Source organism: Bradyrhizobium sp. 18BD, from assembly GCF_054185225.1.
The window spans coordinates 21,036-47,280 of record NZ_JAVAYL010000021.1; the positions used below are offsets into that span (position 1 = coordinate 21,036).

A 26,245-nucleotide genomic window follows, 5' to 3' on the forward strand; every position below is an offset into this window, starting at 1 on the left:
GATTGGAGGGCTGCGGCGTCACCTCGTCGATCTCCCGCTCTCTATCCTGGATCACGGCCATGCCCCTGTGGACCTGCGAAACCTGCGGCGCCCAATTTCCGGACAGCGAAAAGCCGCCCGCGGCGTGCCCGATCTGTGAGGACGAACGGCAGTTCGTCGGCTGGAAAGGGCAAACCTTCCTCACGCGCGACACTTTGGCAGAACGTCATCGCGTGGTCTGGCGCGATGATCTCGGCCTGACCGGCATCGGCCTCGAGCCGGGCTTTGCCATCGGCCAGCGCGCACTGCTGGTGCCGCTCGGCGATGGATGCGTGATGTGGGACTGCATTCCGCTGACGACGCCGGAGGCGATCGCACATGTACGTTCGCTCGGCGGGCTGAAAGCCATCGCGATCTCGCATCCACATTACTATGGCGCCCTCGCCGACTGGAGCGAGGCGTTCGGGGCGCCTGTCTATCTGCATGCCGATGATCGCCAATGGGTGACGCGTCCGCATCCCTCCATCGTGCACTGGACCGGCGATCACCAGCGCATCTCCGACGATGTGCTGCTGCTCCGCACCGGTGGCCATTTCGCTGGCGCCACCATGCTGCATGACGCGCGCGGTGCTGACGGCAAGGGCGCGCTGCTCACAGGCGACATCGCACAGGTGACGATGGACCGCCGCTTCCTCAGCTTCATGTATTCCTACCCGAACTACATGCCGCTCAATGCCGCTGCGGTGCGCAGGATTGGGGCCGCCGTCGAGCCGCTCACCTTCGATCGCATCTACGGCGCCTGGTGGGGCCGCAACATCGCTGCAGGCGCCAAGGCCGCCTTCGCCGCGTCTGTGCAGCGCTACATCGCGGCCATCGCCTGAACTGCGGCGAGGGGCGGAATCATATTGCCTCCACCAAATAACTGTACTATACGTACAGTTATTGAGCGCGACGCAACGATGCGTTTGCTGGCCCGGCACGATCGATGCATCGTGGCCGCGGCGGGCGCATTCTGCGGCCGCGTAAGCGGGGTTGATCGATGACGGCGCAGCGCGACTACGAGATCTTTGAGGCCGGCGACGTCACGCTTCAGTCGGGCACCGTCTTCCCCGCGATGAAGCTCGCCTACAAGACCTACGGCACGCTCAGCACGGCCAAGGACAACGTCATCCTCTATCCGACCTCGTTCAGCGCGCAGCATTTCGACACCGAATGGCTGATCGGATCCGATGGCGTGCTCGACCCCACGCGCTATTTCATCGTCATCCCGAACCTGTTCGGAAATGGCCTGTCGTCCTCGCCGTCGAATTCCGCCGTGCCGTTTCCGCAAGTCAGCTACCACGACGCCATCGCGATCCAGCACCGGCTGCTCACCGAACGCTTCGGCGTCACGAAACTCGCGCTGGTCTATGGCTGGTCGATGGGCGGCATGCAGGCCTATCACTGGGCGGCGCTGCATCCTGATATGGTCGCGCGTGCCGCGGTGGTCTGTGGCAGCGCGCGCTGCGCGCCCTATAATTACGTGTTCCTCGAAAGCGTGAAGGCGGCGCTTACGGGCGATCCCGCCTTTCGCGACGGCCGCTTCGTCGAGAAGCCGGTTGCCGGCTATCGCGCCATGGGCCGCGTCTATGCGGGATGGGCGATGTCGCACGGCTTCTATCGCGACGAGCTCTGGCGCGAGGCCGGATTCACCTCGCTGGAGGACTATCTCGTCCGCGCCTGGGATGCGACTTTCGCGCGGCGCGATGCCAACGATCTCCTGGCGCAGGTCGGTATCTGGCAGCGCGGTAACATCAGCAATTGTGCTGGCTTCGGCGGCGATCTCGACCGGGCGCTCGGCGCGATCAAGGCGCACATGCTGCTGATGCCCGGCGCGACCGACCGTTATTTCGACGTCCGCGACAACGAGGACGAGCTCGGCAAGCTGGTCAACGCGACATCGGCCGTGCTGCATCCGATTCCGTCGCTGCACGGCCATCGCGCCGGCAATCCCGTCGGCAATCCGCGCGACCAGGCCTTCCTCAAGGCCGAGGTCGCGGCGCTTCTCAGCAAATAAGACAGGTCCCCGATCATGACTGATGCGACTGTTTCCGAGCCCGGCCATCGCCTGAAGCCGCTGAGCCCGGCGATGCTGCGCGAATTATCGGTGCGCTCGAATGTTCGGGGCGCGGCGCAGAGTCTCGGCCATTACGGCATGATCGTGCTGGTCGGCGCACTGATCTGGCTGGTGACGTCGCGCTACGGCGTGCTCTGGGCACTGCCGCTGATGGCGGCGCAGGGCTATCTCGTCGCCTTCCTGTTCATGGCGGTGCACGAGACCGCGCACAAGACGGCGTTTAGAAGCCGCAGCCTCAACCTCGCCGTCGGCTATCTCTCCGCCTTCATCATCGGATTGCCGTACGAATATTACTGCCTGTTCCACTGGGACCATCACCGCTACACCCAGGATCCCGACAAGGATCCGGAGCTGATCGTCGGCGTGAAGCCGGCCTCCGACACGCAGCTCGCAATTGCCTATAGCGGCCTGCTTCAGGTCGCCGGCCGGCTCTGGCTGATGCTGCGCCATGCCGTCAGCGGCAAGGTGGTCGTGCCCTGGATTCCCGAGAACAAGCGCGCCACCATCGTCGCTGAAGCGCGCGCCTATGTCGCACTCTATGTGCTGCTGCTCGCGCTCTCGCTGTGGTCCTCCTCGGCGCTGCTGCTCTGGGTCTGGATCGTGCCGCTGGTCATCGGGCAGTTCTTCCTGCGGCCCTATCTCTATGCCGAGCACACCGGCTGTGAGCGCACCCGCAGCGCCTTCCAGAACACCCGCACCACCTACACTGGCGCGATCGTCAAATGGTTCGCATGGAACATGCCCTATCACGTCGAGCACCACGCTTATCCCTCGATCCCGTTTCACGCGCTGCCGAAGCTGAATGAGATCGTCGACGGCGAGATCGTTTATCACGGCCGTGGCTATATCCGGACGACGCGCGAGACCTGGGCCTGGTTTCGCCGGAATCGCCAGAGCGGCTAATTCAAAGCGTGCTTAACCAAACGCAAAACTCCGGCCGCAGCGCGACCGGAGCTTTGTTTGGAAGGCGAGATATCAGTAGATCCCGTAGGCGCAGACATTCACGACGCGCACACGCATGCCGTGACGGGTCTGGACGACGCGCTCCTGGTAGCAATTGCTGACGCCGGTGTTGACGTAGACGCCGCCGTAACCAAAGCCCCAGCCGGGACCCCAGTGATGATGGAAGCCGTGAGCCGAAGCGGCGGTGGGCGCGAGAGCGGCAGCGCCGAGCGAGGTGGCGGCGATCAGACCAAGAGCAAGCTTACGAAACATCTTCATTCTCCAGTGTGGCGCGAAGGCCGTTGTTGTGTCCCTGCTTCTCGGTCGAGCCGAGATGCAAACGCGTTCACACGGTGAGGGGAGAATCGTGTTTCAGGAGTGTTTCGTCGGCTGCGGCGAAGTGCGTCGCAGTCAGGCTTTCCGCGCCGTCGTGCGATAACGCGCGGCCATGGCCTGCGTCATCTCAGCCATCTTGTCGCGGAGATCGGCGGGCTCCAGCACCTCGGCCTCGGAGCCGAGCCGCAGCAATTCGGACGCGGCGTGCCATGAGGTCTTGCCCGTCGGCACGCGCGCGATGCGCCAGCCGTCCGCGTCAGTCGCGTCTTCGATCTCTGTGCGCGCCTTGACGTAAGGCTGGCTCAGCGCGTCGAGCAGTTTCACGCCGAACGGCGACAGCCGTACGATCGCGACATTGGGATGCATCTCGGCTTCGAGACGCAGCGTCGCGTCTCGCCAATAGGCGGCGAGGTCGAAATCGGCGGGACGATCGAAGCGGTCGTCGAGTGCCGTGCAGTCGAGCACGCGCGCAACGCGATACGTGCGTACGCTGCCGTCGACTTGCCCGGCGAGATACCAGCTGCCGCCCTTCAGCACGAGGCCGAGCGGCGCAACACGGCGCTGCTTCTCGGCGCGCCAGCTCTGGTAGCGGATCTTGATCAGCGTGCTACGCAGGGCCGCGCCGGCAATCGCGCGCAGATGCTTTGGCTCCTCCGCCTCGCCGAACCAGCCCGGCGCGTCCAGGTGAAAGCGCTCCTGCATCCGTCCGGCGTCCGCGCGCAGATTCGCCGGCAGTGCCGCCATCAGCTTGTTCTGCGCGGCGATCATCGCCGCATCGAGCCCGAGCGCGGTCGCCGGTCCCGGCAGCCCGGCGAGGAACAGCGCTTCCGCCTCGTTCTGCGACAAGCCGTTCAGCCGCACGCGATAGCCGTCGAGCAGGCGATAGCCGCCCTCCGCACCGCGGTCGGCATAGACGGGCACGCCGGAGGCCGCGAGCGCGTCGATGTCGCGATAGATCGTGCGCACCGAGACCTCGCAGGCCTCCGCAAGCTCGGGCGCGGTGACCTGCCCTCGGGCCTGGAGGGTGGTGAGGATCGACATCATCCGGCTCGCGCGCATGATCCCTTAAACCATACCTGACACAGGATGTCAGGTATCCTCCGTTACAAGCTGCGCCATCGCCAGCCGGCCAGATGGAGCCCTGCCATGACCGATCAAAACCGCATCACCCTGTATTATTCGCCGCAAAGCCGCGCCACCGGCACGCGGGTGCTGCTGGAGGAGCTCGGCGCGCCTTACGATCTCCACGTCCTCAACATGAAGGCCGGCGAGCAGCGCAAGCCCGACTATCTCGGCATCAATCCCCTCGGCAAGGTGCCGGCGATCCACCATCGCGGCGCGCTCGTGACCGAGCAGGTGGCGATCACCATCTATCTCGCCGATCTGTTTCCGCAGGCGGGGCTGACGCCCGCGCTGAACGATCCGCTGCGCGGTCCTTATCTGCGCTGGATCGCCTATTACGGCGCATCGTTCGAGCCGGCCCTGATCGACAAGTTCATGCAGCGCGAGCCGGCGCCGATCACGCAATCGCCCTATGCCGATTACGACACCATGCTGGGCGCGTTGGAGACGCAGCTCTCGAAGGGCCCGTATCTGCTCGGCGAGCGCATGACGGCCGCGGATGTGCTGTGGGGCATCGCGTTCAGCTGGACCATGATGTTCGGCATCGTGCCGAAGAAGGACGTCTTCGTCCGCTATGCCGAGTGGATGACCTCGCGCCCGGCCTTCCAGCGCATCAACGCGGCGGATGACGCGATGGCCGCGGAGCATGCGAAGGCGATTGGGGGCTGAGATCGCGCCCAACACTCGGTGTCGTCCCGGGCTCATCGCTTCGCGATGCCCCGGGACGACAGCGAAGTATGAGGCGCGTGCTCGTACTCCCTGACTATCGTCACCAACAGCCTATGCGGCCTCTCAAAACCGCGGCGCCCGCTTCTCCGCAAACGCCTTGATGCCTTCCTTGATCTCGTCGCCGCGCATGCTGTCGCGGTGGCGCTGGTCGGCAGCGCGCTCATCGAGCTCGCCGCGGGCGAATTCGTTGATCGCGCGCTTCATGCCGCGCATCGCCTGTGGGGCGTTGCCGGCGAGGATGTTGGCGAGCTTGTCGACCTCCTCGTCCAGAAGTTCCAGCGGCACCATGGCGGTGAGATAGCCGATGCGCAGCATTTCCGGCGCGCTGATCTTCTGTGCCGTCAGGAACAGCTTCTTCGCATTGTCGAGGCCGAGCCGCGTCACATAGCGTTTGATGCCGCTCCGGTAGTAATGCAGCCCGAGCCGCGCCGCCGGCATGAACATCTCGGCGGTGTCGACGCCGATGCGGAAATCGCAGGCCAGCGCAAGGTCGGTCGAGCCGCCATAGACGCCGCCGTTGAGCCGGCAGATCGTCGGCACGCCCAGATCCTCCAGCCGGTTGACGACCACCTCGAAGGCGGAGCCCGCGCTCTGCTGCTCGTTCGCGCTCACCGCGCGCTCGGCAACCGAGTTGAGGTCGTAGCCCGCCGAGAAGGCGCGGCCGGTGCCGGTCAGCACCAGCACGCGGATGGCGGGATCGGCCTCGACGGCGTCGAACAGCCTGACGAGCTCGCCGAGATCTTCGGCCTGGAGCCGGTTCAGGTGCTTCGGCCGGTTGAGACGGATGGTGGCACGGGCGCCGGTGATGTCGAGCACGGGACTGCTAGCCGCGTCGGTGATGTCCGACATTCTTGTCTCCTGTTATTTGTTTTCGAGTGCGCGCCGCTTTGCCTCGGCGTCGATGGTTTCGGCGAGATCAGGGTGCCGCGCCATCAGCACGCGGAAGTCGACGAGGTCGAGCACCAATAGCCGCGACACCTTCGTGGTCGAGACATTGGCGCCGCGCACGTTGTTGCCGAGCAGCGCCATCTCGCCGAAGAAGGCGCCCTCGCCGAGCTGGACCTTCTTGCCGGGCAGGTCGACCTCGACCGCGCCGGCGGCGATGAAATACATGCAGTCGCCCTGCGCGCCCTTGCGAATGATCATGGTGCGCGCCGGCAGCTCCATGGTCCGCAGCATGTGGGTGACGTCGGCAATGGCTGCGGGCCCGAGGGCCGCGAAGAACGGCACCTTGCTGACGGATTCCCAGGTTTTCAGGAAATTGTCACGCCGGGTTTCCGCAGCGAACCCGGTCGCCAGAATACCGGTCCAGAGGCCGAACACGCCGAGGCCGGAGATCATCACCAGTGCTGCCACCATGCGGCCGAGCGGCGTGACCGGCACGACGTCGCCATAGCCCGTGGTCGTCAGCGTCACCACCGCCCACCACAGCGCGGCGGGGACGCTGCCGAACGTCTGCGGCTGCACGTCCCGCTCCAGGAAATATTCGGCGACGGAGGCAAGGAAGACCACCATCAGGAAGATCACGAGCACGCTGACCAGCGGCCCCGATTCCAGCACCAGCACGCGGCGCAGCTGCCGCAGCCCCGGAATGCCCGGCACCACCTTCAGCACCCAGAGCACGCTGAGCAGCCAGGCCGTCTTGGGCTCGACGCCGAGGATCAGCGCGGCGGGCACGGCCAGCGCTCCGACCGCATCGACGATGCCGGCCGAGGAGGTGAGGTAGAGCGCAAGCCGCTGCGTGTGCGCCATGTGGCGCAGCCGGACGATCCATTCGAACACGAAGTAGACGAGGCAGGCCCACAGCAGGACATCGACCCAGCGATGCGCCGTCTCATAGGCCGGGCCGATCGTCAGCAGCACCATGCTGAGCACGCCGACCGCGACGGCCACATAGGCCACCTTGGTCATGTTGCGGCCGGCCGTGGCGGCCACGAACTGGGCCAGAGCAGGGATCATCGGCTTGGACATGCGGGAAGGCGGCTCGGTCGGGTTCTTAGCGCCCCGGCTGGGGCTTCCGCGCCAAAGTGCCCGCCCGGGCAGGGGTCGTCAACGACCGGGGTGGGTCACCTGCAACATGGTCGAACAGGGGGGCGGATGCCTGATGCCGCGACCGGGTCGCTACCTGAAATGTGGTGGCTCGTCGTAGCCGCGGCGGCTGCTGAAAAACAGGAGCATCATCAGGCCGACGCCGACGATGACGGAGAACCCCGCGCCGAGCGCCAGGGCCACATAACCTTCCGTCGGGATCGGCTCGCCCTCAATCGTCATTGCCGAATAAGCGAAATACCCAACCGCAACCAGCATTCCCAGAAGGAGTACGAGGAGTGTACGCATGGTGCGTTCTCCGGTTGTAGCTGGGAACCAACGGTTGTGGCGGGGGCCGGTTCCTGAGGGAGCGTCGCTGATTCAGCTCAGGCGGGATGGGATGAGCCCCGCAAGGGGAGAGGGAACGGAGAGTGCGTGCCGTCGGCCGAACTCAATTCGTACTCAACAATTCACACTTCGCCCAAGGCGAAGCGAATCGACAGGTCAGGCACTCTGAGCTGTCTTCACCACCACGACATTGCTTTCGTCGGGCGGGGGGAGCGCTGCGGGGGCGGCGGCTTTTTCGAGTTCGCCGGCGTGGCGCTTGAGATAGTCACGGCGCATACCGATCTCGTCGCGGACGAACTCGTAACCAAGCTTGAACGTGTCGAGCCCGTCTGTACTGATGGTGCCGTCTCTGAGGCCTATGACGGCGCCGCGCAAGATGCCCTCCAGCTCGTCCTGGAGGCATTCGAGCTGATCGAGCGAATGGGCGTGCTCGATGCGCTCGCCGACGTCGAGGACGGCGGTAGAAAGTTCGCCGGCCTTCTCCGGCGCGATGCGGGTGATCTTGGCGTAGATCGCGGCGAAGATCGAGCCGATGACGCTGAGCGCGGCAGCGCCCAGATACATCAAGTCGCTGTATTTATCCATGAACGACTTGGTGTCGTCGTTGATGTAGTCGGCGGCGCCCTGATGCGCCATCACGTAGGCGTCCTTCTCGACGGAGGCCGGCTCGATCCGGGTGGCGAAGCCGTTGTCGAGGCCGAGGGCGGACTTGTTCTCGTAGACGATGCGCGCGAGATCGCCGGCCGTGGTCGCCGACATCTTGGATTGCGCGACCAGCAGCCATTCGAGCCCGATCGTCTCGAGATCGTCGTCGGGAATTTCAGGCGATGCCGACAGCGTGCCCGCCGTCAGCGTCTCGTCGGAAATGCCGGGGAATTTGCGCGCCAGCGCCTTGGCCTCGTCGATCGCATTCAAGGTGAAGCCGCCGCGCTTGGCGACCTGCTCATAGGCCTTGTCGCGCACCGCCTTCGAGGCGTGGACGATGGCGATCACCGCGCCAAAGCCGTTCGCCGGCGCAAACAGCTTGTCGAGCGTTGTCCCCTGCGGCGCCATCTGGATCTTCGCGGCGTCGGGACCGTCGGGGATGTCGAGGATGCCGCGGACGAAGGCGAGCGAGGAGTCGTTCTCGGCGAGAACCGCCACCTTCTTCTTCTTCAGTTCGGCGAGCGACTTGATCTTCTTGTTGCCGGGCCCGAGCAGCAGCACGAGATCGTGCTCGAGAATCGCGAGCGTGCGCGCCCGCAGCGGCACCTTGGCGTCGGTACGCAGCACGGCGAGGTCGGCCTGCTTGCGGTCGAACTGCGCGAGCGCCTTGGCATTGTCGGCATTGTTGACGATCTTGATCCGGAAGCGCGAGGCGTTGTTCTTGAGCAGGGCGGCGAGCTTGGTGGCAAACAGCGCCTCGTCGCTGTTGGGCGCGCCGACGGCAAAGGTTAGCGTCTCCGAATTATGCAACAAAGTGCGGCCGCCCCAGACGGTGGCAAGCGACAGCAGCAGGGTCAGCACGACGTAGAGAAAGACCTGTTGCTGATTGGTCTTGATCACCTTGGGACGCCGCGGCGGCGGTTCGCTCGGTGACGAGGTGGGGCCTTCAGTACTCATGGCAGCACTCTTGGCCTTATTCCTGGGTGGCGACGGCTCGCTGATGCGATCGCGGCGACTGCCCTGCAATTCCTAAATGACTGAAAAAAGAACGATATTCTCTGCCGCGAATGATAGCGCGCCAGAGCCGGAATGCAAATTTCGAGCCGAAGGTAACGTTACTCAACTCGGCCGCGTCGTTTGGTCATCCTATCACCAGTTAGCCACACTTGGCGATTTTCCGGTTCCCCCCGGCTGCATTCCGGCGCGGGAGATGTCATAAATTGGCAGTCCCGGCGATTTGACCGGTCCAAGAAGAAGTTGCGCTGAACGCTCCGATTTTTCTTGTCACGTCAATGAGGGCGTCAGCTTTGTCGTTTCCACCCATGTCATCGGCGGTTCCGGTCGAAGCGCTCATTGGCTGGATGTTGCTGCTCACCTTCAAGCACATCATCGCCGATTTCGTTCTGCAGACCGCCTGGATGGCGCAGGGCAAGGATCAGAAGCACGGTTGGGCTTTGCCACTGCTCGTGCATTGCCTGATTCACCTTGCGGTCGCACTGCCCCTGATCCTGATCGTCGCGCCAAAGTTCTGGTTCGTGGCGTTCATCGACTTCCTGATTCACATCACCATCGACCGGGCCAAGGGATTCGTCTCGGCCAATTTCGGCGTCGACCTGGCCCATCCCTGGTTCTGGACCCTGATCGGTGTCGACCAGGCCCTGCATCACCTCACCGGATTCGGCCTCTCCATCTTCATGGCGGCGAACTGAGGCTGGCTTCCCTCTGTTCATTTCGTAGCCCGGATGGAGCGCAGCGCAATCCGGGATGGCGCCACAAGCGAGACGGGTCCCGGATTACGCTGCGCTCCATCCGGGCTACGCGGCTCTTCACGAGATTCCGGCCGGGAGGCGCCCCCTGATTCGCGGCCCGCGGGCAAGGATCCCGGGTGACTACCGCCCGGGGTGGTTAACCTTTCGTTAGAGAATTGCGCTGCATCTTCCGCATGACGAGGGAGAACTGCAATGTTTTCAAGCCGTGACGCTTTTGAAAGCGATTTCTGCCCGGTCCAGGACGAGCTCCTTGGCGAGATGTATCGCGCCAGCGAGAGTGGCCTGCCGAGGCTGGTTGAGAGTGTTTCCCCTGACGCGCGCGCCAGGCTGGCGCTGTTCTGCTATCGCCGCAGCCATCTGCATTCGCTGGCTGTTGCGATCGCAGCGAGCTGCAGCGAGCGCGACCTGATCGACAACGGCGGCCGTGTCGGCTCGACGCTCTACGCGCTGTCGCGCGAACGCTCGGCCAAATCGTCGCCGTCGCTGTCGGGTGGCCGCAAGCCGATCACGCTGTCGACCAAGCCGCTCTCGGTGCTCGCACCGCTGGACGACGAGATCGACGACGAGATCAGCGAAGCCGTTCCGGCTTAAGCGGCTTCTTGTTGGCGCATGATCTTGCCGGAAAACCGCTGCACACTTTTCCGGATCATGCGCTAGCGATTAGAGGCAGCCCGAATTTTCGCCGTGCCATCGCGCATTCGGCGTCGCCCGGCATGCATGTGCGGCACACCTCCGGCCGCACGGTGTAAACGCCGCACGCAGTCGCTTTTCCAATTTCGCCCTGCAACGCCGCGCAGCGATCGCCCTCGCAGCGCATGCCGGATTGACGCGCGTTGACGAGCGCTTCGGGGATCGCGGCAAGCTCCTCATCGCTCTCGATCGAGAAGCGCGGCCAATTCTCCGAATAGCCGCAGCACGCACCGCAGCTCTGGCAGTAGCCCGACAGGTCGATGGGGGAAGTCTCGTCCGTCACCGTCATGTGTCCTTTGGCGGACCCCAGACCAGGCTCTGGCGCCACCTCGCACGCAGCACGTCGCGCCGCTCCGGATATCTCTCGTCGAGATAGTTCGCCTCGACCACGCGATCGGTGCGGAAGCTGCGGAAGTCGCCGCGCAGCTCGCACCAGGCCGCGAGCAGGCGCACGGCCTCGAGATAGCCGACCGAGATCGGCCAGATCATGCGCTCGCTGGGGCGGCCCTGCTCGTCGCGATAGCGCAGCATGATCTTCTTGCCTTCGTGGATCTGGGTGCGCGTGCGCACCATGTCGAGTCGATCCGGTTCCCTGTTCCAGCTCGGCCGCGCGCGGCTTGCGGGCTCCAGCACGAAGGGACGCAGACGCTCCGGCACGGTGTCGGCGATCTTGGCCATCAGATCTTCGGCGGCGCGTGCCAGCGCTGAGTCGGCGTGGCCCGCGACCCATTGCGCGCCCAGCACCGCCGCCTCGATCTCGTCGGGTGTCAGCATCAAGGGCGGCAGGTCGAATCCCTTTTCCAGGATGTAGCCCATGCCGGCTTCGCCGCGGATCGGCACGCGCTGGCCGATCAGTGTCGCGATGTCGCGATAGATAGTGCGCTTGGAGGTTTCGAGCTCGGCCGCGATCGCGTCCGCGGTCAGCGGCTTACGCGTGCGCCTCAGCACCTGGATGATCTGAAACAGCCGGTCGGCGCGTCTCATGACAATTCTCTTATCGGGGGCGGATCAGAAAACGGCGCGTGACTGCTGACAGGATGTTGGCAGCAGGGGAGTTCTATACCGGGACAACACATCGACTGAAGAGGATTTGTCCATGATCATTCCAACCCATTTCGGCGCGGCCGCTCCGCTGTGGCGGGCGCAAATGTGGCACGCCTGGGCGTTCGGTCGGCTGATTTCGCTCGATCTCATGGCCGTCGACCTCCGTTTCGCACTCGCAAGTGCGGTGACACGCTCGCTGATCCAGGCTGCGGACGCGCTGGCCCACCATGTGATGGGCCGCGCCTGGCGAGGGGCCCGCTTCGCAGAAGATATCACGGCTGCTGCCACCATGGTGGCAGCAGCCCGTCACTAGGTTCCATCAACTTTGGCAGGTTCAGGAGAGCTCGCATGATTACGCTTTACGGCTTTGGCACCGGCTTCGGCCTGCCGGAAATCAGCCCCTTCGTCACCAAGACCGAGGTGCAGCTCAAGATGGCGGGATTGCCCTATCGGAAGGAGCGGGCGATGCCGCCGGCCTCGCCCAAGGGGCAATTGCCGTTCATCGACGATGGCGGCGAGGCGGTGGCCGATTCCACCTTCATCCGCGCCCATATCGAGCGCCGCTACGGTTTCGATTTCGACGCCGGCCTGTCGCTGGCCGAGCGTGCGCAGGCCTGGGCGTTCGAGCGCATGATCGAGCATCACGTCTATTGGGCGCTGGTCGGCGCGCGCTGGGTCGACCCCGTCAATTTCGCCAAGGGACCCTCGCATTTCTTCGATGGCGCGCCGGAGCACAACCGCGAGAAGCTGCGCGAGGACGCGCAATTCCGCGTCGCCGAGAACTATCTGCTCTCCGGGCTCGGCCGTCACGCCCCCGATGACGACGTCGATCTCGCCGTGCGCTCGCTGTTCGCGCTGTCGGTGCAGCTTGGCGACAAGACGTATCTGATGGGCAACAAGCCCAGCGGCGTCGATGCCACCGCCTTCGGCGCGCTCGCCGGAATCTTGACGCCGTTCTTCGAATCCGGACTGCGCCAGCGCGCCGAGGGATTTCCGAACCTCACCGCCTATGTCGACCGCATGATGGACAACTACTATCCGGAATTCGCCTGGACCCCGCTGCGGCAGGCGGCTTAGCGTTCAACGCTTCCGCGGGCTCGGTGTAACCTCTCCCGCTTGCGGGAGAGGTCGACACGCTCGCAGAGCGTGGCGGGTGAGGGCTCTCGCCTCTGGGGGATTTTGTCTGAAAGCCGGAACAATCCCTCCGCGGAGACACCCTCACCCCACCCCTCTCCCGCAAGCGGGAGAGGGTGCAGCGACACCCGGGTTGCGAGCTCACTCCTCAAAGCCAAAAAATCAAAGAGCCGGCCCGACGGGCCGGCTCTCGCCGTTTCGATATCGTCGCTGCGCTTACTTCACCAGCGTGTACTTGCCGTTCTTCACGGTGAGCAGGATGCGCGAGCGCTCGTCGAGGCCGTAGCGGTCCTTTTCGGTGAAGTTGTAGACGCCCTGGCTCGCGGCCAGTTCCTTCTCGGACAGCAGCGCCTGGCGGATCGCTTCGCGGAATTCCGGCGTGCCGGGCTTTGCGGTTTTCAGCGCTGTCGGAATGATGCGCTTGAGGATCTCGAAGGCATCGTAGGAATGGCCGGCGAACTGGCTGCGGCTGTTCGGGCCGTACTTGGCTTCATACGCGGTGTTGAGCGCAAGGCCCGGCTTCTTGGTGGCGGCTTCATCCGGCTGGTCCTCGGGATCCATGACGGGACCGGAGGCCATCAGCACGCCTTCGGCCGCTTTGCCGGCGATGCGGATGAAGTCCATGCTGGCGGCGCCGTGGGTCTGGTAGATCAGCCCCTGATAGCCGCGTTCGCGCAGCTCGGTCTGCGGCAGTGCTGCCGCGGTGCCGGAGGCGCCGATCAGGATCGCATCGGGATTGGCGGCGACGAGCTTGAGCACCTGCCCGGTCACCGACGTATCGGGGCGGGCGAAGCGTTCCTCGTCGGCGATGGTCATGCCCATCGGCCCGGTCTGAGCCTTGAGATCGTTGAACCAGAGGTCGCCATAGGAGTCGGAATAGCCGATATAGCCGACGGTCTTCACGCCCTTCGACTTCATGTGGTCGTACAGCACCTTGCCGACGATCGGGATCGGCTGCGGCATCGCCACCGACCACTTCATGCGCTCGGGCGTGATCGGGAACGGGGCAAGGCCGAAATGCGGAATGCCGGCTTCGTTGGCGACGTTGGAAACCGCGATGGTCGGCGGCGTCAGCGCCGAGCCCATGATGATGTCGGCCTTGGATTCGGTCACGAACCGGCGGGCGTTGGTGGTCGCCGTGGTGGGATCGCCGCCGTCATCGAGCACGATCACCTTCAGCGGCACGCCGCCGATCTCCTTCGGCACGAATTCCAGCGCGTTGCGCTCGGGAATGCCGAGCGCCGCGCCCGGGCCGGTCGTAGTGGTGGTGATGCCGATGGTGATTTCGCTGGTCTGGGCCAGTGCAGGCAATGTCGGCAGGGCAAGCGTCGCCGCGGCGATGGCGGCGGTCAGGTAAAAGCGTTTCATCTATTCCTCCCTTGACGTGTTTTCTTTGAAAGCAGAAATCGAACGTGAATTCAGCCCCGTCTTTTGGTGATGCGGCGATTTAGCTCCGGACTTAAGTCCCCGTGAATTTGGCTACCATTTCCGGAGGGAACGGTGCCGATTTCAGCTTGTCGGGGTTAACGGGATCGCGGCCGACCAGGACGCGGGTCTCAAAACCCTCGATGGCCAGCGCCTCGCCCTTGTAGACGTTGTGCTTCACCTCGAAGCTCGAGCGCTTGATGCTCTCGATCTTCGTTTCGATGGTGATCCAGTCGCCATAGGTCGAGGGGATGTAGAACTTGGACCGCGTGTCGACCATGGGGATGCCCACCAGGCCGTATTTGCGGACCAGGTCCTGCTTGGAGAAGCCGGCGACCTCGAACAGCGTCGAGGTCGAATCGTCGAACATCGCGAAATAGCGCGGGTAGTAGACGATGTTAGCGGGGTCGCAATCACCCCACTGGATCTGGACGTCGCGCCGGTTCACGAACATGCAATACGCGTCCTACTTCGGCGCCATGCGCAGCGAGCCGTCGAGGCGCACCACTTCGCCGTTCAGGTACGAATTCTCGACCATGTGCAGCGCGAGCGCGGCGAATTCGTCGGCATTGCCGAGCCGGCGCGGGAAGGGGATCGCGGCGGCGAGCGAATCCTGGGCTTCCTGCGGCAGGTTGGCGAGCAGGGGCGTCAGGAACAGGCCGGGCGCGATGGTCAGCACGCGGACGCCGAACTGCGCAAGCTCGCGCGCGATCGGCAGGGTCATGCCGACGATGCCGCCCTTGGAGGCCGAATAAGCGGACTGGCCGATCTGGCCGTCATAGGCGGCGACGGACGCCGTGTTGATGATGACGCCGCGCTCGCCAGTCGCCTGCGGCTCGAGCTTGGACATCTCGGTTGCGGCGAGGCGCAGCATGTTGAAAGTGCCGATCAAATTGACCTTGATTACCTTGTCGAAATCGGCGAGCGCCATCGGGCCGTCGCGGCCAACGACGCGCTTGGCAACGCCGATGCCGGCGCAATTGACCAGCACGCGCGCCGGGCCGTGGGCCTTGGTCGCCTGCGCGATCGCGGCTTCAGCGGAGGCGGCATCGGAGACGTCGCAGGTCACCGCCACGCCCTTGATCTCGGCGGCGACGGTTTCGGCGAGCTTGGCATTGAGATCGCACACCGCGACCTTGGCGCCCTGCGCCGCCAGCTTTCGCGCGGTGGCAGCGCCGAGTCCTGATGCGCCGCCGGTGACGATGGCTGCCTGATCTTTCAACAACATGGCGTTCTCCTATGGCGGAATTCTAGACGAGATGGACTCCCTCGCCCCGCTTGCGGGGAGAGGGTTGGGGTGAGGGGGGCTCTCCACAAGGAAGGTGAGAGTTGAATTTGCGGAGACTCCCCCTCCCCCGAATTTGCGCGCTGCGCAAAATCGACCTCTCCCCGCAAGCGGGGCGAGGTGAAGGAAGCGCCGACCGGTTCATTCCGTCTCTCATTCTAGACGACCGATATCATACGGTCCGATGGATTGGCAGCGTAGAGCTCGTCGATCAAGTCCGTGCGATGCTCCAGCACCGCGCGCTGGTTGATCGAGCCCTTGTCGGTGACCTCGCCCTTGTCGATCGAGAGCGGCGTATCCATCAGGATCGCGCGCGTGATCCGGGTCGAGGAGCCGGTGGCCGAAGCGAGGAAGCGGGTCAGGCGTTCGCGGAACGCGTCGCGGACCAGCCGGTCGCGTGTGGCGGCGACGAGATCGTCGGCCGGCAGCGTCGGGTTGATCAGGCGGCAGCCGTCGAGGTCGAGCACGACGAGTGCGGAGATCTCGTCGCGGTTGATGCCGGCGATAACGACGTCGCGCACCAGCGGCGCACAGGCTGCGACGAAGCGGGCGCGCAGCGGGCCGACGCTGACCCAGGTGCCGCTGGCGAGCTTGAAGTCCTCGCTGACGCGGCCGTCGAAATCGAAGCCGGCGTTGAAATCATCGGGATCGGCGGGCTTGAGCGCATCGCCCATCTTGTAAAATCCTTCCTCGTCGAAGGATTTTGCGGTGATGTCCTCCTGGCGCCAGTAGCCGGGCATCACGTTCGGCCCCTTGCAGCGCACCTCCAGCTTGCCGTTGTTCGGCACCAGCTTCGCGTCGTTGCCCGACACCGGCAGGCCGACATGGCCGGAGCGGCTGGTGCGCGGATTGACCGACATGAAGAACGGCGCGGTCTCGGTCGCGCCGAGGCCGGTCAGCATCGGCACGCGATAGCCTTTTTCCTTCACCGCGAGTTCGTCGAGGCTGTTCCAGATGAACGGCGACAGCGCCGCGCCGGAGAAGAACATCGCGTGCAGCCGGTCGAAGAACTTTGCGCGCAGGCCCTGGTCGTCGCGCAGATAGGGCAGCAGCGATTCATAGCCCTTGGGCACGTTGAAATAGACCGTCGGCGAAATCTCCTGGAGATTGCGCACGGTCTCCTCGATGCCGCCGGGCACCGGCTTGCCGGCATCCAGATACATCGAGCCGCCATTGTAGAGCGTCAGCCCGATATTGTGGTTGCCGCCGAAGGTGTGATTCCAGGGCAGCCAGTCGATGATGACGGGCGGCTCGTCCTTGAGGAAGGCGAGCGTCTCGCGCAGCATGACCTGGTTGGCGCAGATCATGCGCTGAGTGTTGATGACGGCCTTGGGATTGCCTGTCGAGCCCGAGGTCAGCAGGAATTTCGCGATCGTATCAGGACCGATCCTGCCGTGGACCTCGTCGAGATCGCCGCGAACAGGCGTTGCCATGAGGTCGGCAAGCAAGGTGACGTCGCGGCCGGGCACCTGGCCGTAGGACGCCGCGATTTCGGTGCCGAGCGAGACATTGGCCGCGAGCGCGTCGGCGAACTTGTCGGCATCTTCGGCGAAGACGAGGCCGGGCGTCAGCAGCTTCATCAGGTAAGACAGCTTGCCGTAATCCTTCGACACCAGCGAATAGGCCGGCGACACCGGGCAGAACGGAATGCCGGCATAGAACGCGCCGAATGCCAGCAGCGCGTGGTCGATCGAGTTGCCGGAAAGGATGACGACCGGCCGCTCCGCCGACAGGCCGCGCTGAATCAGCGCGGACGCGATATGCCGGCTCGCGGTGAGCAGCTCGGCATAGGTGATCTTGCGCCAGCCGCGGCCGCCTTCGCGCTCGGCCATGAAGACGCGGTCCGGCGTCGTCGCGGCCCAGTGATGCAGGCGGTCGGTGATGCGGACGGGATAGTCCCCGAGCGGCTGCCTTGGCCTGAGATAGATCGTGCCGTCGTCGCGCCGCTCGATGTTGACGACGGGATCGCCGAACGAAATGGGCCGCAGCGGGGAAGTGCTCGCGCCGCGCTCCATGCTGGAAGAGGACGGCTGCGCGCTCATGACTTGGGCTTCACCTTGGCGGTCTTGTGCTCGAGGAATTCGCGGATCCTGCGCTTGGCCTCCTTGTCGCTCTGAGCGACGGTGGCCATCAGCGATTCCATCAACAGGCCGGTCTGCGGATTGGCCTCCGCGATCATCGGCAGCGCCTGCAGCACGGCAAAATTGGTCAGCGGCGCGTTGGAGGCGATCTTGGTTGCGAGCTCCAGCGCCTTGCCGAGCCCGTTGCCGGCTTCCGTCAGATATTGCGCAAAGCCGTAGGAGGCGCCTTCGGTCGCGCTATAGACGCGGCCGGTCAGCATCATGTCCATCATCCGGGCGACGCCGATCAGGCGCGGCAGCCGCACCGAGCCGCCGCCGCCGACGAAGATGCCGCGCTGTCCTTCCGGCAGCGCGAAATAGGTCGAGGGTTCGGCGACGCGGATATGCGCGGCGCAGGCGAGCTCGAGCCCGCCGCCGATCACGGCGCCCCTGAGCGCGGCGATCACGGGCACGCGGCTGTACTGGATGCGGTCGAACACCCGGTGCCACATCTGCGAATGCAGCAGGCCGCCGGTGGCGTCGTGATCCTGAAGTTCGGACAGGTCGAGGCCAGAGGAGAAATGGTCACCGATGCCGTGGATGACGACCGCGCCGATGTCCTCGGGCAGGGACGCAAAGCATTCGCCGATTTCCAGGATGATGCCGTCATTGAGCGCATTGCGCTTGGCCGGCCGGTTCAGACCCACGGTCAGAACCCGGTCCGCCCTCTCGATCCTCAACAGCCCGGAGGCGCCCGCGTCAGCGGTCTCGGCGTTTCCCTGTGTCATTTGCGTCCTTATCAGAATAGTTATGTTGTATAACGAATTTGGCGGGAGTCAATATGGATGGGGGGCGGATAATAGCACCTAGCGGGCCCTCAGCCGTCCGGCGTCCGATCAGGCGCAGGCCGAGGAGCGTGTTGTAAATACTAGCTTTCGCAAAATTCTCCGTCATTGCGAGCCAACGGGTCCGCGCGAAGCGCGGCCCGATGACAGGCTCCGCGAAGCAATCCAGACTGTCACCGCGGGAACAGTCTGGATTGCTTCGTCGCTTCGCTCCTCGCAATGACGATGTGGCAGCCGCCTCACACCACCTGGTGCACGTCGATCACCACCCGGTCCGCATGCCGAGCGGCGGAGCCGACGAAGATGTGCTCCATCAGCCAGCGATAGCTTTCATGCCCGGTCTCGAATTTCGGCACGGTGCGGAAATAGATCAGCTTTGGATCGACCGGCTCGCCGCGCTTGAGCTTTTGCAGCAGCTCGACCGGGCCGAAGCGCATGCCCTTGTTCTCGACATAGACGATGGCGCCGTCGTCGGTCTCGAAGGCGTACTTCGCTTCGAGATCGATCAGCTCGTTGAGCCGGATGGTCTGGAAGTCGGCGCCGAACGGCAGCACCTTGCCTGATATCGCGCCCTTCACATCGCCGCCGATGATCGGAATGATGCGGCGAACCCCGATGCCGGTCTCGCCGGCGGTGACGACGTCGCCGATTTTGGCGTTGATGGTGAAGACGTATTTGGTTTCGAGCGTCGGTACCGTCATCGCTTCACCTCGTCAGTGCGCCATCATGCGCGTCGGCAGCCAGGTCGCCAGCAGCGGGAAGGCGATCAGGATCACGAGGCGCACGAGGTCGGTCGCCACGAACGGGATCACGCCCTTGAAGATCGTGGAGAAGGAGACGTCCTTCACCACGCTCTTGATGACAAAGACGTTCATGCCGACAGGCGGATGGATCAGGCCGAGCTCGACGGTCATCACGATGATGACGCCGAACCAGATCGGATCAAAACCGAGATGCGTGATGACGGGGAAGATGATCGGCACGGTCAGGATGATCATCGCCATGGCGTCCATCAAGCAGCCGAGCACGAGATACATCACCATGATCAGCGCCAGCACGCCGTAGGGGCCGAGGCCGAGGCCGGTCAAAAATTCCGTCACCTTCTGCGGCGTCTGCGTCACCGTAAGGAAGTAGCCGAAGATCAGCGCGCCGATCAGCACGGTGAACACCGCGGCTGCGGTGCGCGTGGCCTGCAGCAGCGAGGCCAAAATCTTCTCGCGGTCGAGCCGCCCGGTGACGACGCCGATGATGAAGGCGCCCGCGGCGCCGACGCCGCCGGCTTCGGTCGGGGTGAAGCGCGGCAGGAAGGGCAGGCCATAGAGGCCGCCGATCACGAACACGAACAGCAGCACCGGCGCCCAGATGTCCTTCAGGCCGGCGAAGCGCTCGCGCCACGGCAGCACCTTGCCCTTGGGCAGAAAATCTGGGCGGAAATACCCGATCAGGAAGATCGTGATCATGTACATGGTCATCGCCAAGAGGCCCGGAATGATGCCGGCGATGAAGAGTTTGCCGATGTCCTGCTCGGTGATGATGCCGTAGACGGCGAGCACGGTGGAAGGCGGCAGCATCGCGCCAAGCGTGCCGCCGGCTGCGATCACGCCGGTTGCGAACGACTGCGGATAGCCGAAGCGGCGCATCTCGGGATAGGCGACGGCGGAGAAGGTCGCGGCGGTCGCGACCGACGAGCCGCAGATCGCGGCGAAGCCGCCGCAGGCGCCGACGGTGGCGATGCCGAGCCCGCCGCGCAGATGGCCGACGAAACCGTTGGCGGCGCGAAACAACTCGCGGCTCATGCCGGAATTGCTGACGAAGGAGCCCATCAGCAGGAACATCGGGATGACGCCGAACGTGTAGTCGGTGACCGTGCGCATCGAGGTCTGGCCGACCAGCTTCAGCGCGGCCGTCCCGTTGACGAGATAGGCGAAGCCGGACACTCCGACGAGGCCCATGGCCATGCCGACAGGCACGCGCAGCAGCATCAGGAGAAATAAGGAAACGAAGCCGATTAAGGCGACGGCATCGGTGCTCATGATTACTCCGTCGCCTTCAATTTGGGATCGTGCATGTCTTCGGGATGGAAGATCAGGCGGTAGGTGCGGATCGCGATCAGCAGCACGGCTGAGACGTCACCGACCCAGGCGATCGCGAAGAACGGCCAGGTCGGCATATGCATGTCGAAGGTCTGGACGTTGTCGTTGTAGGTACCGCGAACCTTGTCGAACAGCGTCCAGGTCTGCACGGTGACGACGAACAGCAGCACCAGGGTCGCGAACACGTCGATCCAGCGCTGGTAGCGCGGCCCGACATTGCCCCAGACCAGATCGACCGTGATGTGGGTGCCGCGATAGGAGGTCGCCGCGATGCCCCAGAAAATCAGGATGCCGAGCAGCATGCGGCCGATGTCGAAACTGTCGGGGATCGAATAGTTCAGCGTGTTGCGCAGCAGCACCGACAGGAAGATGTCGAGCGCGACGATGCCGACGAAGCCGGCCGCGATCCATTCGATCGTGTCGATGATGCGGTCCATCCAGGAGCGCTTCATGAGTTGGTCCTATCGCGTGAGATCATTCGCTTGATCCAGATGTCGCCGGGCACTCGCCTCTCCCCGTGTGCGGGGAGAGGCCGACACGCAAAGCGTGGCGGGTGAGGGGGGCTCTCCGCGAGTCCAATTGTCACCGCCCTCGCGGAGACTCCCCCTCACCCCAACCCTCTCCCCGCAGGCGGGGAGAGGGAGAGGCCGCATCGTGCGCTCCTGACAGCGCACTTGCAGGACAACGGCGGCGAGATGCCCCTCGTCGCCGTGTTCCGTTCGGCGCGAGGCTACTCAGCCAGCGCGTTGTACTTCTTCAGCGAGGCCTTCAGGTCCGCGAGCGCAGCATCGGGATCGGCGCCGGCCTTCTTGGCCCCGTCGCCCCAGGTCTTGACCAGCGGCTCGGCGGCCTTCTTCCAGGCGGCGGTCTGCTCCGGCGTCAGCTTGTAGACCTCGTGACCGCTCTCGGCCTTCACCTTGTCGATGCCGGCGTCCTCGAACTTGCCCCAGTGCTCGCCGACCAGGCCGGCCATCTCGGTCGAGCAGTTCTTGTCGATCGCGGCCTTCTGCTTGTCGGACATCGCATTGTACTTGTCCTTGTTCATCACGAACACGAAGGTCGTGGTGTAGAGCGGCGCCTCCATGTCGTACTTGGTCACCTTGTCGATGCCGAACAGCACCAGCGAGCCCCAGGGGAAGGTGACGCCGTCGGCGACGCCGCGCTCGATGATGTCACGCACTTCCGGCGCGGACGACTGCACATTGGTGCCGCCGAGCGAGGTCACGAAATTCGCCATGGTGGCGTGCGCCGGGCGGATCTTCAGGCCCTTCACATCCTCCGGCATCACGATCTTCTTGGACTTGGAGTGGAAGGAGGAGGGCGAGTGGACGAAGGCGAGGCAGTATTTGACGTCCTTCATCTCCTTCTCGGCATATTTGCGGTACCAGGCGTCCAACCCCATCGAGCCGCCCTTGGCGTCCGAGATCAGGAACGGCAGTTCGCCCGCGCCGACGATCGGGAAGCGGCCGGGTTGGTAACCGGGATTGACGTAGGTGACGTCGGCGATGCCGTCACGCGCCATGTCGTAATGGTCGAACGCCTTGCCGAGCTGCTGGGCCGGAAACACCTTGCCCGTGATGGTGCCGCCGGAATCCTTGTTCACCGCGGCCACCCAGTCTTCCAGGGATTTCTGCAGCGGGTGCGATGCCGGCACCCAGTGCGAGACCTTCAGGTCGAAGGTCTTGTCCTGCGCCAGCGCAGGGCTCACGCTTGCTGCCAGCAGCAAAGCCAGACAGGCCTTTCTCATCACGCGTCTCTCCCTCATTTTGATGGTGGGCTTCGATGGCCCATCCTCATTAATTAACATGTTATCTAATTGGCCGGCGCGTTCAAGCCGGAACTGACGCGCACCTTGTCGCGTCATCTACGTCAGCCATGTTGCATGGATTTGTCGCCTGGCTTTCGACCCGCACTCCCCCTTTTGCCCAACCGTTATATGTTATAATTAACTTGCGCGGATCAGCGCGACAAGCGCGCCGCGCCGAAAGCCTACAGGATCGGGAGGAGCAAGTATTGCGGACAAAAGTCGCAATCATCGGGGCCGGGCCGGCCGGATTGTTGCTTGGGCAACTGCTGCATCAATACGGCATCGACAATACGATTCTGGAGCGGCAGAGCCCCGATTACGTGCTCGGCCGCATCCGCGCCGGCCTTCTGGAGGAAGGAACCGTCGCGCTGCTCGACCAGATCGGTGCGGGCGGACGGGCGCATGCCGAAGGCCTGGTGCATGAGGGCATCGAGCTTGCCTTTTCCGGCCGCCGTCACCGCATCGACATGAAGGGCGCGACCGGCAAGACCGTCATGATCTACGGCCAGACCGAGGTCACGCTCGACCTGATGAATGCGCGCAAGGCCGCGGGCCTCGTTACGGTCTACGAGGCCAAGGACGTGCAGCCGCACGATTTCGACGGCGGTCAGGCGCACGTAACTTACGTCAAGGACGGCGTCAGCCACACGCTCGACTGCGATTTCATCGCCGGCTGCGACGGCTTTCACGGCGTCAGCCGCGCCAGCGTGCCCGCTTCGGCGATCGAGGAGTTCGAGCGGGTCTATCCGTTCGGCTGGCTCGGCATCCTCTCGGAGACGCCGCCGGTCAGCCATGAGCTGATCTATTCCAACCACGCCCGCGGCTTTGCGCTCTGCACCATGCGCTCGATGAAGCGCAGCCGCTATTACGTGCAGTGTTCGCTTAGCGACCATGTCGACGAGTGGCCGGACGATCGCTTCTGGGACGAGCTGAAAAGCCGGCTCGACCAGGAGGCCGCCGACGGCCTGATCACGGGCCCGTCGATCGAGAAGAGCATCGCGCCCTTGCGCAGCTTCGTCGCCGAGCCGATGCGTTTCGGCAAGCTGTTCCTGTGCGGCGACGCCGCCCACATCGTGCCGCCGACGGGCGCCAAGGGGCTCAACCTGGCCGCCAGCGACGCCCATTATTTGTCGAGCGCCCTCCGCGAGTTCTACGACGAGAAGTCCAGCGCCGGCATCGAGGCCTATTCCGCCACGGCGCTGGCGCGGGTCTGGAAGGCGGTGCGCTTCTCCTGGTGGATGACCTCGATGCTGCACAAATTCCCCGACACCGGCACCATCGGCGCGCGCATCCAGCTCGCCGAGCTCGACTACGTCACGCAGTCCCAGGCCGCGATGACGTCGCTGTCGGAGAATTATGTGGGGTTGCCGTTTTAGGGGCGGAATTGACGGTGCCGTAGGGTGGGCAAAGGCGCGAAGCGCCGTGCCCACGTCTTCCCACAATTGAGAAAGTTGGTGGGCATGCTTCGCTTTGCCCACCCTACGGCATCGCGTGCTCTCTCCACGCCGTCATTGCGAGCGAAGCGAAGCAATCCAGGCTGCCTCCGCGGAAGGATTTCTGGATTGCTTCGTCGCTTCGCTCCTCGCAATGACGAGTCCCGCACCGTTTCAAACGCCCACGCAAATCTCGTTTAAAACTTTGTAGGCCGTGAAACTGTCATCCACATCGCGTTCAATGGCGACAAACCAGCAACACGAGACAGCCATGACCTCCACCGACATCCCCGCCGGCTTCGAGCCGCTCTTTCGCAAGAGCCCACTCACCGAGCCCTGGGAGCCGCTTTACTCCAGGAACACCGACAAGGCCGTCATCATCGGCCTCCGGTTGGCGAGACCGCACACCAACGGCCGCGGCCTGATCCATGGCGGCCTTATCGCGGCGCTCGCCGACAACGCCATGGGCCATAGCTGCGCGCTGGTGACGAACTGGACCACGTCGTTCGTGACCGTTTCGCTCTCGGTCGATTTCGTCGGCTCCGCCGAGATCGGCCAGTGGTGTTCGATCGAGAGCGACGTGATCAAGACCGGCAAGACGATCTGCTTTGCGCAGTGCCTGATCAAGGCCGACGACGTCGTGATCGCGCGCGCCAGCGGCACGTTCCGCGTGGTGCCGAAGCCTACCCAAACTTCCACTCCGCCGTCTCCACCACGAGATCGATGAACGCGCGCACCTTGGCCGAGAGCAGGCGCGAGGTTGGATAGACGATGTGGATCGGCAGCGCCGGCTGCTCGTATTTCGCCAGCACGATTTTCAGCCGACCGCGCTTCAGGCCCTCGGCGGCCTGATAGGCCAGCACGCGCGTCACGCCGCCGCCGGCCTCGGCATATTGCAGCGCTGCGTCGGCGCTGTTGCTGGTGAAGCGCGGGCTCGGCGTCACCTCGATGTCGCGGCCGTCCTGCACGAAATGCCAGTTGGCGAACGGGCCGAACTGGATGGTCTGGTGCTCGAGCAGCGCCTCCGGCGTCTTCGGCTCGCCATGGCGCTTCAGATAGCCCGGTGTCGCCACCACGATCCGCCGCATCTCGCCGACCTGGCGCGCAACCAGCGAGGAATCGGCGAGATGGCCGATCCGCACGGCGGCGTCGACGGCATCCTCGACCAGATTGACGAGATGGTCCGACAGCCTGAGCTCGGCGGCGACCTCGGGATAACGCTTGAGATACTCGGTCATCACCGGCCCGACATGGAGCCGGCCGAACCCGACCGGCGCCGACACCACGAGCCGCCCGCTCGGCCGGTTGCGCTCCTCCCGCGCCGAGCCATCGGCCTCCTCGACATCGGCGAGGATGCGTCGCGCGCGTTCGAGATAACGCGTGCCGACGTCAGTGAGCCGCACCTGCCGCGTGGTCCGCTGCAGCAGCCGGGCGCCAAGATGATCCTCCAGCGCGGCGATCATCCGCGTCACCGCCGAGGGCGACAGCCGCAGCTTGCGCGCCGCCGGCGCAAAGCCGCGCAGATCGGCGACGGTGACGAAGACATGCATGGCTTCAAGGCGGTCCATGGTATTATTGCATATATTGCAACGATGAAGTGTCAAGCGGGCTGATTGTTTTGATCGCCGGAAGGTCCATTTTAATCCCCGAAAGACGCAGCAATGCGCCGGAATTTTCAGGAGATCTTCCGATGACTGCCGTACACACCTATGCCAGCGATGTTGCCTTCTCGCCGGCGGTGAAATCGATCCAGACCCGAAAGGGATCGCGCGAAGGCTATGCCCATGCCGAGCAGCGGGGATGGCGCACCGAGGTCGACGAGAACCTCGCGGCGTTCCTGGCCGACGCCAACAGCTTCTACTTTGCGACCGCCTCGGCCGATGGCCAGCCCTACATCCAGCACCGCGGCGGCCCGAAGGGGTTTTTGAAGGTGCTGGACAAGCAGACGCTGGCCTTCACCGACTATTCCGGCAACCGGCAATACATCACCCAGGGAAACCTGTCCGAGAACCCCAAGGCCTACATCTTCGTCATGGACTATGCCCATCGCCGCCGCGTGAAGATCTGGGGCGAGGCGCGGGTGGTCGAGGACGACGAGGCGATGACGACGGCCCTGATGCCAAAGGGCTACCGCGCCCGGCCGGAGCAGGTTATCCTGTTCAAGATCGCAGCGTGGGACACCAACTGCCCGCAGCATATTCCGCAGAAGTTCGACGCGGGCGATGTGGCGGCAGCGCTGGCGACGCGGGACCAGCGGATCGCGGAGCTGGAGGCGGAAGTTGCGGCGTTGAAGGGGAAGGCAGCGGGTTGAGTGACGCGCTCTATCCAGATCGTCATTGCGAGGAGCGAAGCGACGAAGCAATCCAGACTGCCACCGCGGATAGATTCTGGATTGCTTCGCTTCGCTCGCAATGA

Annotated in this window: 29 protein-coding genes; 11 read left to right on the forward strand and 18 right to left on the reverse strand. The window is 64.3% G+C overall.

The window, feature by feature from the left end:
• Nucleotides 1–59: 59 nt before the first annotated feature.
• From RAD16_RS31340 to RAD16_RS31350, 3 genes are all read left to right on the forward strand, one after another.
• A complete protein-coding gene (locus RAD16_RS31340; RefSeq protein ID WP_458161682.1) occupies nt 60–860 on the forward strand; it encodes an MBL fold metallo-hydrolase in 801 nt (266 codons plus the stop codon).
• A 158-nt stretch (nt 861–1,018) separates the two neighbouring features.
• A complete protein-coding gene (locus tag RAD16_RS31345) occupies nt 1,019–2,035 on the forward strand; it encodes an alpha/beta fold hydrolase (protein ID WP_458161683.1) in 1,017 nt (338 codons plus the stop codon).
• 15 nt (nt 2,036–2,050) lie between these two features.
• Entirely contained in the window at nt 2,051–2,998 is a 948-nt protein-coding gene (locus RAD16_RS31350; protein ID WP_458161684.1) for a fatty acid desaturase, read from the forward strand.
• A 72-nt stretch (nt 2,999–3,070) separates the two neighbouring features.
• On the opposite strand, the gene RAD16_RS31355 is transcribed toward RAD16_RS31350, so the two are convergent.
• Nucleotides 3,071–3,310 (reverse strand): hypothetical protein, encoded by a 240-nt coding sequence (locus RAD16_RS31355; RefSeq protein ID WP_458161685.1) that lies wholly within the window; start codon nt 3,308–3,310, stop codon nt 3,071–3,073.
• A 138-nt stretch (nt 3,311–3,448) separates the two neighbouring features.
• Entirely contained in the window at nt 3,449–4,432 is a 984-nt protein-coding gene (locus RAD16_RS31360) for a helix-turn-helix transcriptional regulator (protein WP_458161687.1), read from the reverse strand.
• Nucleotides 4,433–4,519: 87 nt separating this feature from the next.
• Here RAD16_RS31360 and RAD16_RS31365 point away from each other — a divergent pair, with 87 nt between their 5' ends.
• Complete coding sequence (locus RAD16_RS31365) at nt 4,520–5,164, forward strand: glutathione S-transferase family protein (protein ID WP_458161688.1); 645 nt, start codon at nt 4,520–4,522, stop codon at nt 5,162–5,164.
• A 123-nt stretch (nt 5,165–5,287) separates the two neighbouring features.
• Here RAD16_RS31365 and RAD16_RS31370 read toward each other — a convergent pair whose 3' ends face one another.
• The 4 genes from RAD16_RS31370 to RAD16_RS31385 all read right to left on the reverse strand — a co-directional run bounded on the left by RAD16_RS31370 (nt 5,288) and on the right by RAD16_RS31385 (nt 9,202).
• Entirely contained in the window at nt 5,288–6,073 is a 786-nt protein-coding gene (locus RAD16_RS31370) for an enoyl-CoA hydratase/isomerase family protein (RefSeq protein WP_458161689.1), read from the reverse strand.
• Nucleotides 6,074–6,085: 12 nt separating this feature from the next.
• Entirely contained in the window at nt 6,086–7,195 is a 1,110-nt protein-coding gene (locus tag RAD16_RS31375; protein WP_458161690.1) for a cyclic nucleotide-gated ion channel, read from the reverse strand.
• A gap of 150 nt (nt 7,196–7,345) precedes the next feature.
• Nucleotides 7,346–7,561 carry a hypothetical protein gene (locus RAD16_RS31380; RefSeq protein ID WP_458161691.1) on the reverse strand — a complete coding sequence of 72 codons (216 nt, stop codon included), beginning with the start codon at nt 7,559–7,561 and terminating at the stop codon, nt 7,346–7,348.
• Between the two features lie 195 nt (nt 7,562–7,756).
• Entirely contained in the window at nt 7,757–9,202 is a 1,446-nt protein-coding gene (locus tag RAD16_RS31385) for a TAXI family TRAP transporter solute-binding subunit (protein WP_458161692.1), read from the reverse strand.
• Between the two features lie 404 nt (nt 9,203–9,606).
• Between RAD16_RS31385 and RAD16_RS31390 the strand changes: the two genes are divergently transcribed.
• A complete protein-coding gene (locus tag RAD16_RS31390; protein WP_458161823.1) occupies nt 9,607–9,954 on the forward strand; it encodes a DUF3307 domain-containing protein in 348 nt (115 codons plus the stop codon).
• A gap of 252 nt (nt 9,955–10,206) precedes the next feature.
• Entirely contained in the window at nt 10,207–10,605 is a 399-nt protein-coding gene (locus RAD16_RS31395; RefSeq protein WP_458161693.1) for a hypothetical protein, read from the forward strand.
• A 55-nt stretch (nt 10,606–10,660) separates the two neighbouring features.
• Here the strand turns inward: RAD16_RS31395 and RAD16_RS31400 are convergent, their stop codons facing one another.
• Nucleotides 10,661–10,993 (reverse strand): YkgJ family cysteine cluster protein, encoded by a 333-nt coding sequence (locus tag RAD16_RS31400; RefSeq protein WP_458161694.1) that lies wholly within the window; start codon nt 10,991–10,993, stop codon nt 10,661–10,663.
• Nucleotides 10,990–11,688 (reverse strand): helix-turn-helix transcriptional regulator, encoded by a 699-nt coding sequence (locus RAD16_RS31405; protein WP_458161695.1) that lies wholly within the window; start codon nt 11,686–11,688, stop codon nt 10,990–10,992. The genes RAD16_RS31400 and RAD16_RS31405 overlap by 4 nt, the downstream gene beginning before the upstream one ends.
• 112 nt (nt 11,689–11,800) lie before the next feature.
• On the opposite strand from RAD16_RS31405, the gene RAD16_RS31410 reads away from it, so the two are divergent.
• Both RAD16_RS31410 and RAD16_RS31415 read left to right on the forward strand, forming a co-directional pair.
• Nucleotides 11,801–12,061: a hypothetical protein gene (locus RAD16_RS31410; RefSeq protein WP_458161696.1), complete on the forward strand. Its 261-nt coding sequence runs from the start codon at nt 11,801–11,803 to the stop codon at nt 12,059–12,061.
• A 35-nt stretch (nt 12,062–12,096) separates the two neighbouring features.
• Entirely contained in the window at nt 12,097–12,825 is a 729-nt protein-coding gene (locus RAD16_RS31415; protein ID WP_458161697.1) for a glutathione S-transferase family protein, read from the forward strand.
• A 273-nt stretch (nt 12,826–13,098) separates the two neighbouring features.
• Here RAD16_RS31415 and RAD16_RS31420 read toward each other — a convergent pair whose 3' ends face one another.
• The 9 genes from RAD16_RS31420 to RAD16_RS31460 form a co-directional block, all read right to left on the reverse strand.
• The gene (locus tag RAD16_RS31420) at nt 13,099–14,250 is read right to left on the reverse strand and encodes an ABC transporter substrate-binding protein (RefSeq protein WP_458161698.1); all 1,152 of its coding nucleotides are present in this window, start codon (nt 14,248–14,250) and stop codon (nt 13,099–13,101) included.
• 91 nt (nt 14,251–14,341) lie between these two features.
• Nucleotides 14,342–14,761 (reverse strand): acyl-CoA thioesterase, encoded by a 420-nt coding sequence (locus RAD16_RS31425; protein WP_458161699.1) that lies wholly within the window; start codon nt 14,759–14,761, stop codon nt 14,342–14,344.
• A 12-nt stretch (nt 14,762–14,773) separates the two neighbouring features.
• Complete coding sequence (locus RAD16_RS31430) at nt 14,774–15,535, reverse strand: SDR family NAD(P)-dependent oxidoreductase (RefSeq protein ID WP_092187336.1); 762 nt, start codon at nt 15,533–15,535, stop codon at nt 14,774–14,776.
• A gap of 215 nt (nt 15,536–15,750) precedes the next feature.
• Complete coding sequence (locus RAD16_RS31435) at nt 15,751–17,634, reverse strand: feruloyl-CoA synthase (RefSeq protein WP_458161700.1); 1,884 nt, start codon at nt 17,632–17,634, stop codon at nt 15,751–15,753.
• Complete coding sequence (locus RAD16_RS31440) at nt 17,631–18,440, reverse strand: crotonase/enoyl-CoA hydratase family protein (RefSeq protein ID WP_458161701.1); 810 nt, start codon at nt 18,438–18,440, stop codon at nt 17,631–17,633. Before RAD16_RS31440 ends, RAD16_RS31435 begins: the two co-directional genes overlap by 4 nt.
• A 296-nt stretch (nt 18,441–18,736) precedes the next feature.
• Complete coding sequence (locus RAD16_RS31445; RefSeq protein ID WP_458161702.1) at nt 18,737–19,198, reverse strand: DUF3237 domain-containing protein; 462 nt, start codon at nt 19,196–19,198, stop codon at nt 18,737–18,739.
• A 12-nt stretch (nt 19,199–19,210) separates the two neighbouring features.
• A complete protein-coding gene (locus RAD16_RS31450; RefSeq protein ID WP_458161703.1) occupies nt 19,211–20,530 on the reverse strand; it encodes a TRAP transporter large permease in 1,320 nt (439 codons plus the stop codon).
• A gap of 2 nt (nt 20,531–20,532) precedes the next feature.
• Nucleotides 20,533–21,042: a TRAP transporter small permease gene (locus tag RAD16_RS31455; protein ID WP_458161704.1), complete on the reverse strand. Its 510-nt coding sequence runs from the start codon at nt 21,040–21,042 to the stop codon at nt 20,533–20,535.
• A 278-nt stretch (nt 21,043–21,320) separates the two neighbouring features.
• Nucleotides 21,321–22,337, reverse strand: coding sequence for a TRAP transporter substrate-binding protein (locus tag RAD16_RS31460; protein ID WP_458161705.1), 1,017 nt, complete (start codon nt 22,335–22,337; stop codon nt 21,321–21,323).
• 266 nt (nt 22,338–22,603) lie between these two features.
• Here RAD16_RS31460 and pobA point away from each other — a divergent pair, with 266 nt between their 5' ends.
• Together pobA and RAD16_RS31470 are read left to right on the forward strand one after the other, a co-directional pair.
• Nucleotides 22,604–23,773 carry a 4-hydroxybenzoate 3-monooxygenase gene (gene pobA, locus RAD16_RS31465; protein WP_458161706.1) on the forward strand — a complete coding sequence of 390 codons (1,170 nt, stop codon included), beginning with the start codon at nt 22,604–22,606 and terminating at the stop codon, nt 23,771–23,773.
• A 328-nt stretch (nt 23,774–24,101) separates the two neighbouring features.
• Nucleotides 24,102–24,557, forward strand: a complete 456-nt coding sequence (locus RAD16_RS31470) for a PaaI family thioesterase (RefSeq protein WP_458161707.1) — start codon at nt 24,102–24,104, stop codon at nt 24,555–24,557.
• Here the strand turns inward: RAD16_RS31470 and RAD16_RS31475 are convergent.
• A complete protein-coding gene (locus RAD16_RS31475) occupies nt 24,514–25,398 on the reverse strand; it encodes a LysR family transcriptional regulator (RefSeq protein ID WP_458161708.1) in 885 nt (294 codons plus the stop codon). The two genes, RAD16_RS31470 and RAD16_RS31475, sit on opposite strands and share 44 nt — an antisense overlap.
• Before the next feature lie 122 nt (nt 25,399–25,520).
• On the opposite strand from RAD16_RS31475, the gene RAD16_RS31480 reads away from it, so the two are divergent.
• Nucleotides 25,521–26,141: a pyridoxamine 5'-phosphate oxidase family protein gene (locus RAD16_RS31480; RefSeq protein WP_458161709.1), complete on the forward strand. Its 621-nt coding sequence runs from the start codon at nt 25,521–25,523 to the stop codon at nt 26,139–26,141.
• The last annotated feature ends 104 nt before the right edge of the window (nt 26,142–26,245 follow it).

What these genes read in the sequence shown, in the direction of transcription:
- RAD16_RS31340 (WP_458161682.1), top strand. Translation starts at nt 60, where the DNA reads ATGCCCCTGTGGACCTGCGAAACCTGCGGCGCCCAATTTCCGGACAGC.
- RAD16_RS31345 (WP_458161683.1), top strand. Translation starts at nt 1,019, where the DNA reads ATGACGGCGCAGCGCGACTACGAGATCTTTGAGGCCGGCGACGTCACG.
- RAD16_RS31350 (WP_458161684.1), top strand. Translation starts at nt 2,051, where the DNA reads ATGACTGATGCGACTGTTTCCGAGCCCGGCCATCGCCTGAAGCCGCTG.
- RAD16_RS31355 (WP_458161685.1), bottom strand. Translation starts at nt 3,310, where the DNA reads ATGTTTCGTAAGCTTGCTCTTGGTCTGATCGCCGCCACCTCGCTCGGC.
- RAD16_RS31360 (WP_458161687.1), bottom strand. Translation starts at nt 4,432, where the DNA reads ATGCGCGCGAGCCGGATGATGTCGATCCTCACCACCCTCCAGGCCCGA.
- RAD16_RS31365 (WP_458161688.1), top strand. Translation starts at nt 4,520, where the DNA reads ATGACCGATCAAAACCGCATCACCCTGTATTATTCGCCGCAAAGCCGC.
- RAD16_RS31370 (WP_458161689.1), bottom strand. Translation starts at nt 6,073, where the DNA reads ATGTCGGACATCACCGACGCGGCTAGCAGTCCCGTGCTCGACATCACC.
- RAD16_RS31375 (WP_458161690.1), bottom strand. Translation starts at nt 7,195, where the DNA reads ATGTCCAAGCCGATGATCCCTGCTCTGGCCCAGTTCGTGGCCGCCACG.
- RAD16_RS31380 (WP_458161691.1), bottom strand. Translation starts at nt 7,561, where the DNA reads ATGCGTACACTCCTCGTACTCCTTCTGGGAATGCTGGTTGCGGTTGGG.
- RAD16_RS31385 (WP_458161692.1), bottom strand. Translation starts at nt 9,202, where the DNA reads ATGAGTACTGAAGGCCCCACCTCGTCACCGAGCGAACCGCCGCCGCGG.
- RAD16_RS31390 (WP_458161823.1), top strand. Translation starts at nt 9,607, where the DNA reads ATGTTGCTGCTCACCTTCAAGCACATCATCGCCGATTTCGTTCTGCAG.
- RAD16_RS31395 (WP_458161693.1), top strand. Translation starts at nt 10,207, where the DNA reads ATGTTTTCAAGCCGTGACGCTTTTGAAAGCGATTTCTGCCCGGTCCAG.
- RAD16_RS31400 (WP_458161694.1), bottom strand. Translation starts at nt 10,993, where the DNA reads ATGACGGTGACGGACGAGACTTCCCCCATCGACCTGTCGGGCTACTGC.
- RAD16_RS31405 (WP_458161695.1), bottom strand. Translation starts at nt 11,688, where the DNA reads ATGAGACGCGCCGACCGGCTGTTTCAGATCATCCAGGTGCTGAGGCGC.
- RAD16_RS31410 (WP_458161696.1), top strand. Translation starts at nt 11,801, where the DNA reads ATGATCATTCCAACCCATTTCGGCGCGGCCGCTCCGCTGTGGCGGGCG.
- RAD16_RS31415 (WP_458161697.1), top strand. Translation starts at nt 12,097, where the DNA reads ATGATTACGCTTTACGGCTTTGGCACCGGCTTCGGCCTGCCGGAAATC.
- RAD16_RS31420 (WP_458161698.1), bottom strand. Translation starts at nt 14,250, where the DNA reads ATGAAACGCTTTTACCTGACCGCCGCCATCGCCGCGGCGACGCTTGCC.
- RAD16_RS31425 (WP_458161699.1), bottom strand. Translation starts at nt 14,761, where the DNA reads ATGTTCGTGAACCGGCGCGACGTCCAGATCCAGTGGGGTGATTGCGAC.
- RAD16_RS31430 (WP_092187336.1), bottom strand. Translation starts at nt 15,535, where the DNA reads ATGTTGTTGAAAGATCAGGCAGCCATCGTCACCGGCGGCGCATCAGGA.
- RAD16_RS31435 (WP_458161700.1), bottom strand. Translation starts at nt 17,634, where the DNA reads ATGAGCGCGCAGCCGTCCTCTTCCAGCATGGAGCGCGGCGCGAGCACT.
- RAD16_RS31440 (WP_458161701.1), bottom strand. Translation starts at nt 18,440, where the DNA reads ATGACACAGGGAAACGCCGAGACCGCTGACGCGGGCGCCTCCGGGCTG.
- RAD16_RS31445 (WP_458161702.1), bottom strand. Translation starts at nt 19,198, where the DNA reads ATGACGGTACCGACGCTCGAAACCAAATACGTCTTCACCATCAACGCC.
- RAD16_RS31450 (WP_458161703.1), bottom strand. Translation starts at nt 20,530, where the DNA reads ATGAGCACCGATGCCGTCGCCTTAATCGGCTTCGTTTCCTTATTTCTC.
- RAD16_RS31455 (WP_458161704.1), bottom strand. Translation starts at nt 21,042, where the DNA reads ATGAAGCGCTCCTGGATGGACCGCATCATCGACACGATCGAATGGATC.
- RAD16_RS31460 (WP_458161705.1), bottom strand. Translation starts at nt 22,337, where the DNA reads ATGAGAAAGGCCTGTCTGGCTTTGCTGCTGGCAGCAAGCGTGAGCCCT.
- RAD16_RS31470 (WP_458161707.1), top strand. Translation starts at nt 24,102, where the DNA reads ATGACCTCCACCGACATCCCCGCCGGCTTCGAGCCGCTCTTTCGCAAG.
- RAD16_RS31475 (WP_458161708.1), bottom strand. Translation starts at nt 25,398, where the DNA reads ATGGACCGCCTTGAAGCCATGCATGTCTTCGTCACCGTCGCCGATCTG.
- RAD16_RS31480 (WP_458161709.1), top strand. Translation starts at nt 25,521, where the DNA reads ATGACTGCCGTACACACCTATGCCAGCGATGTTGCCTTCTCGCCGGCG.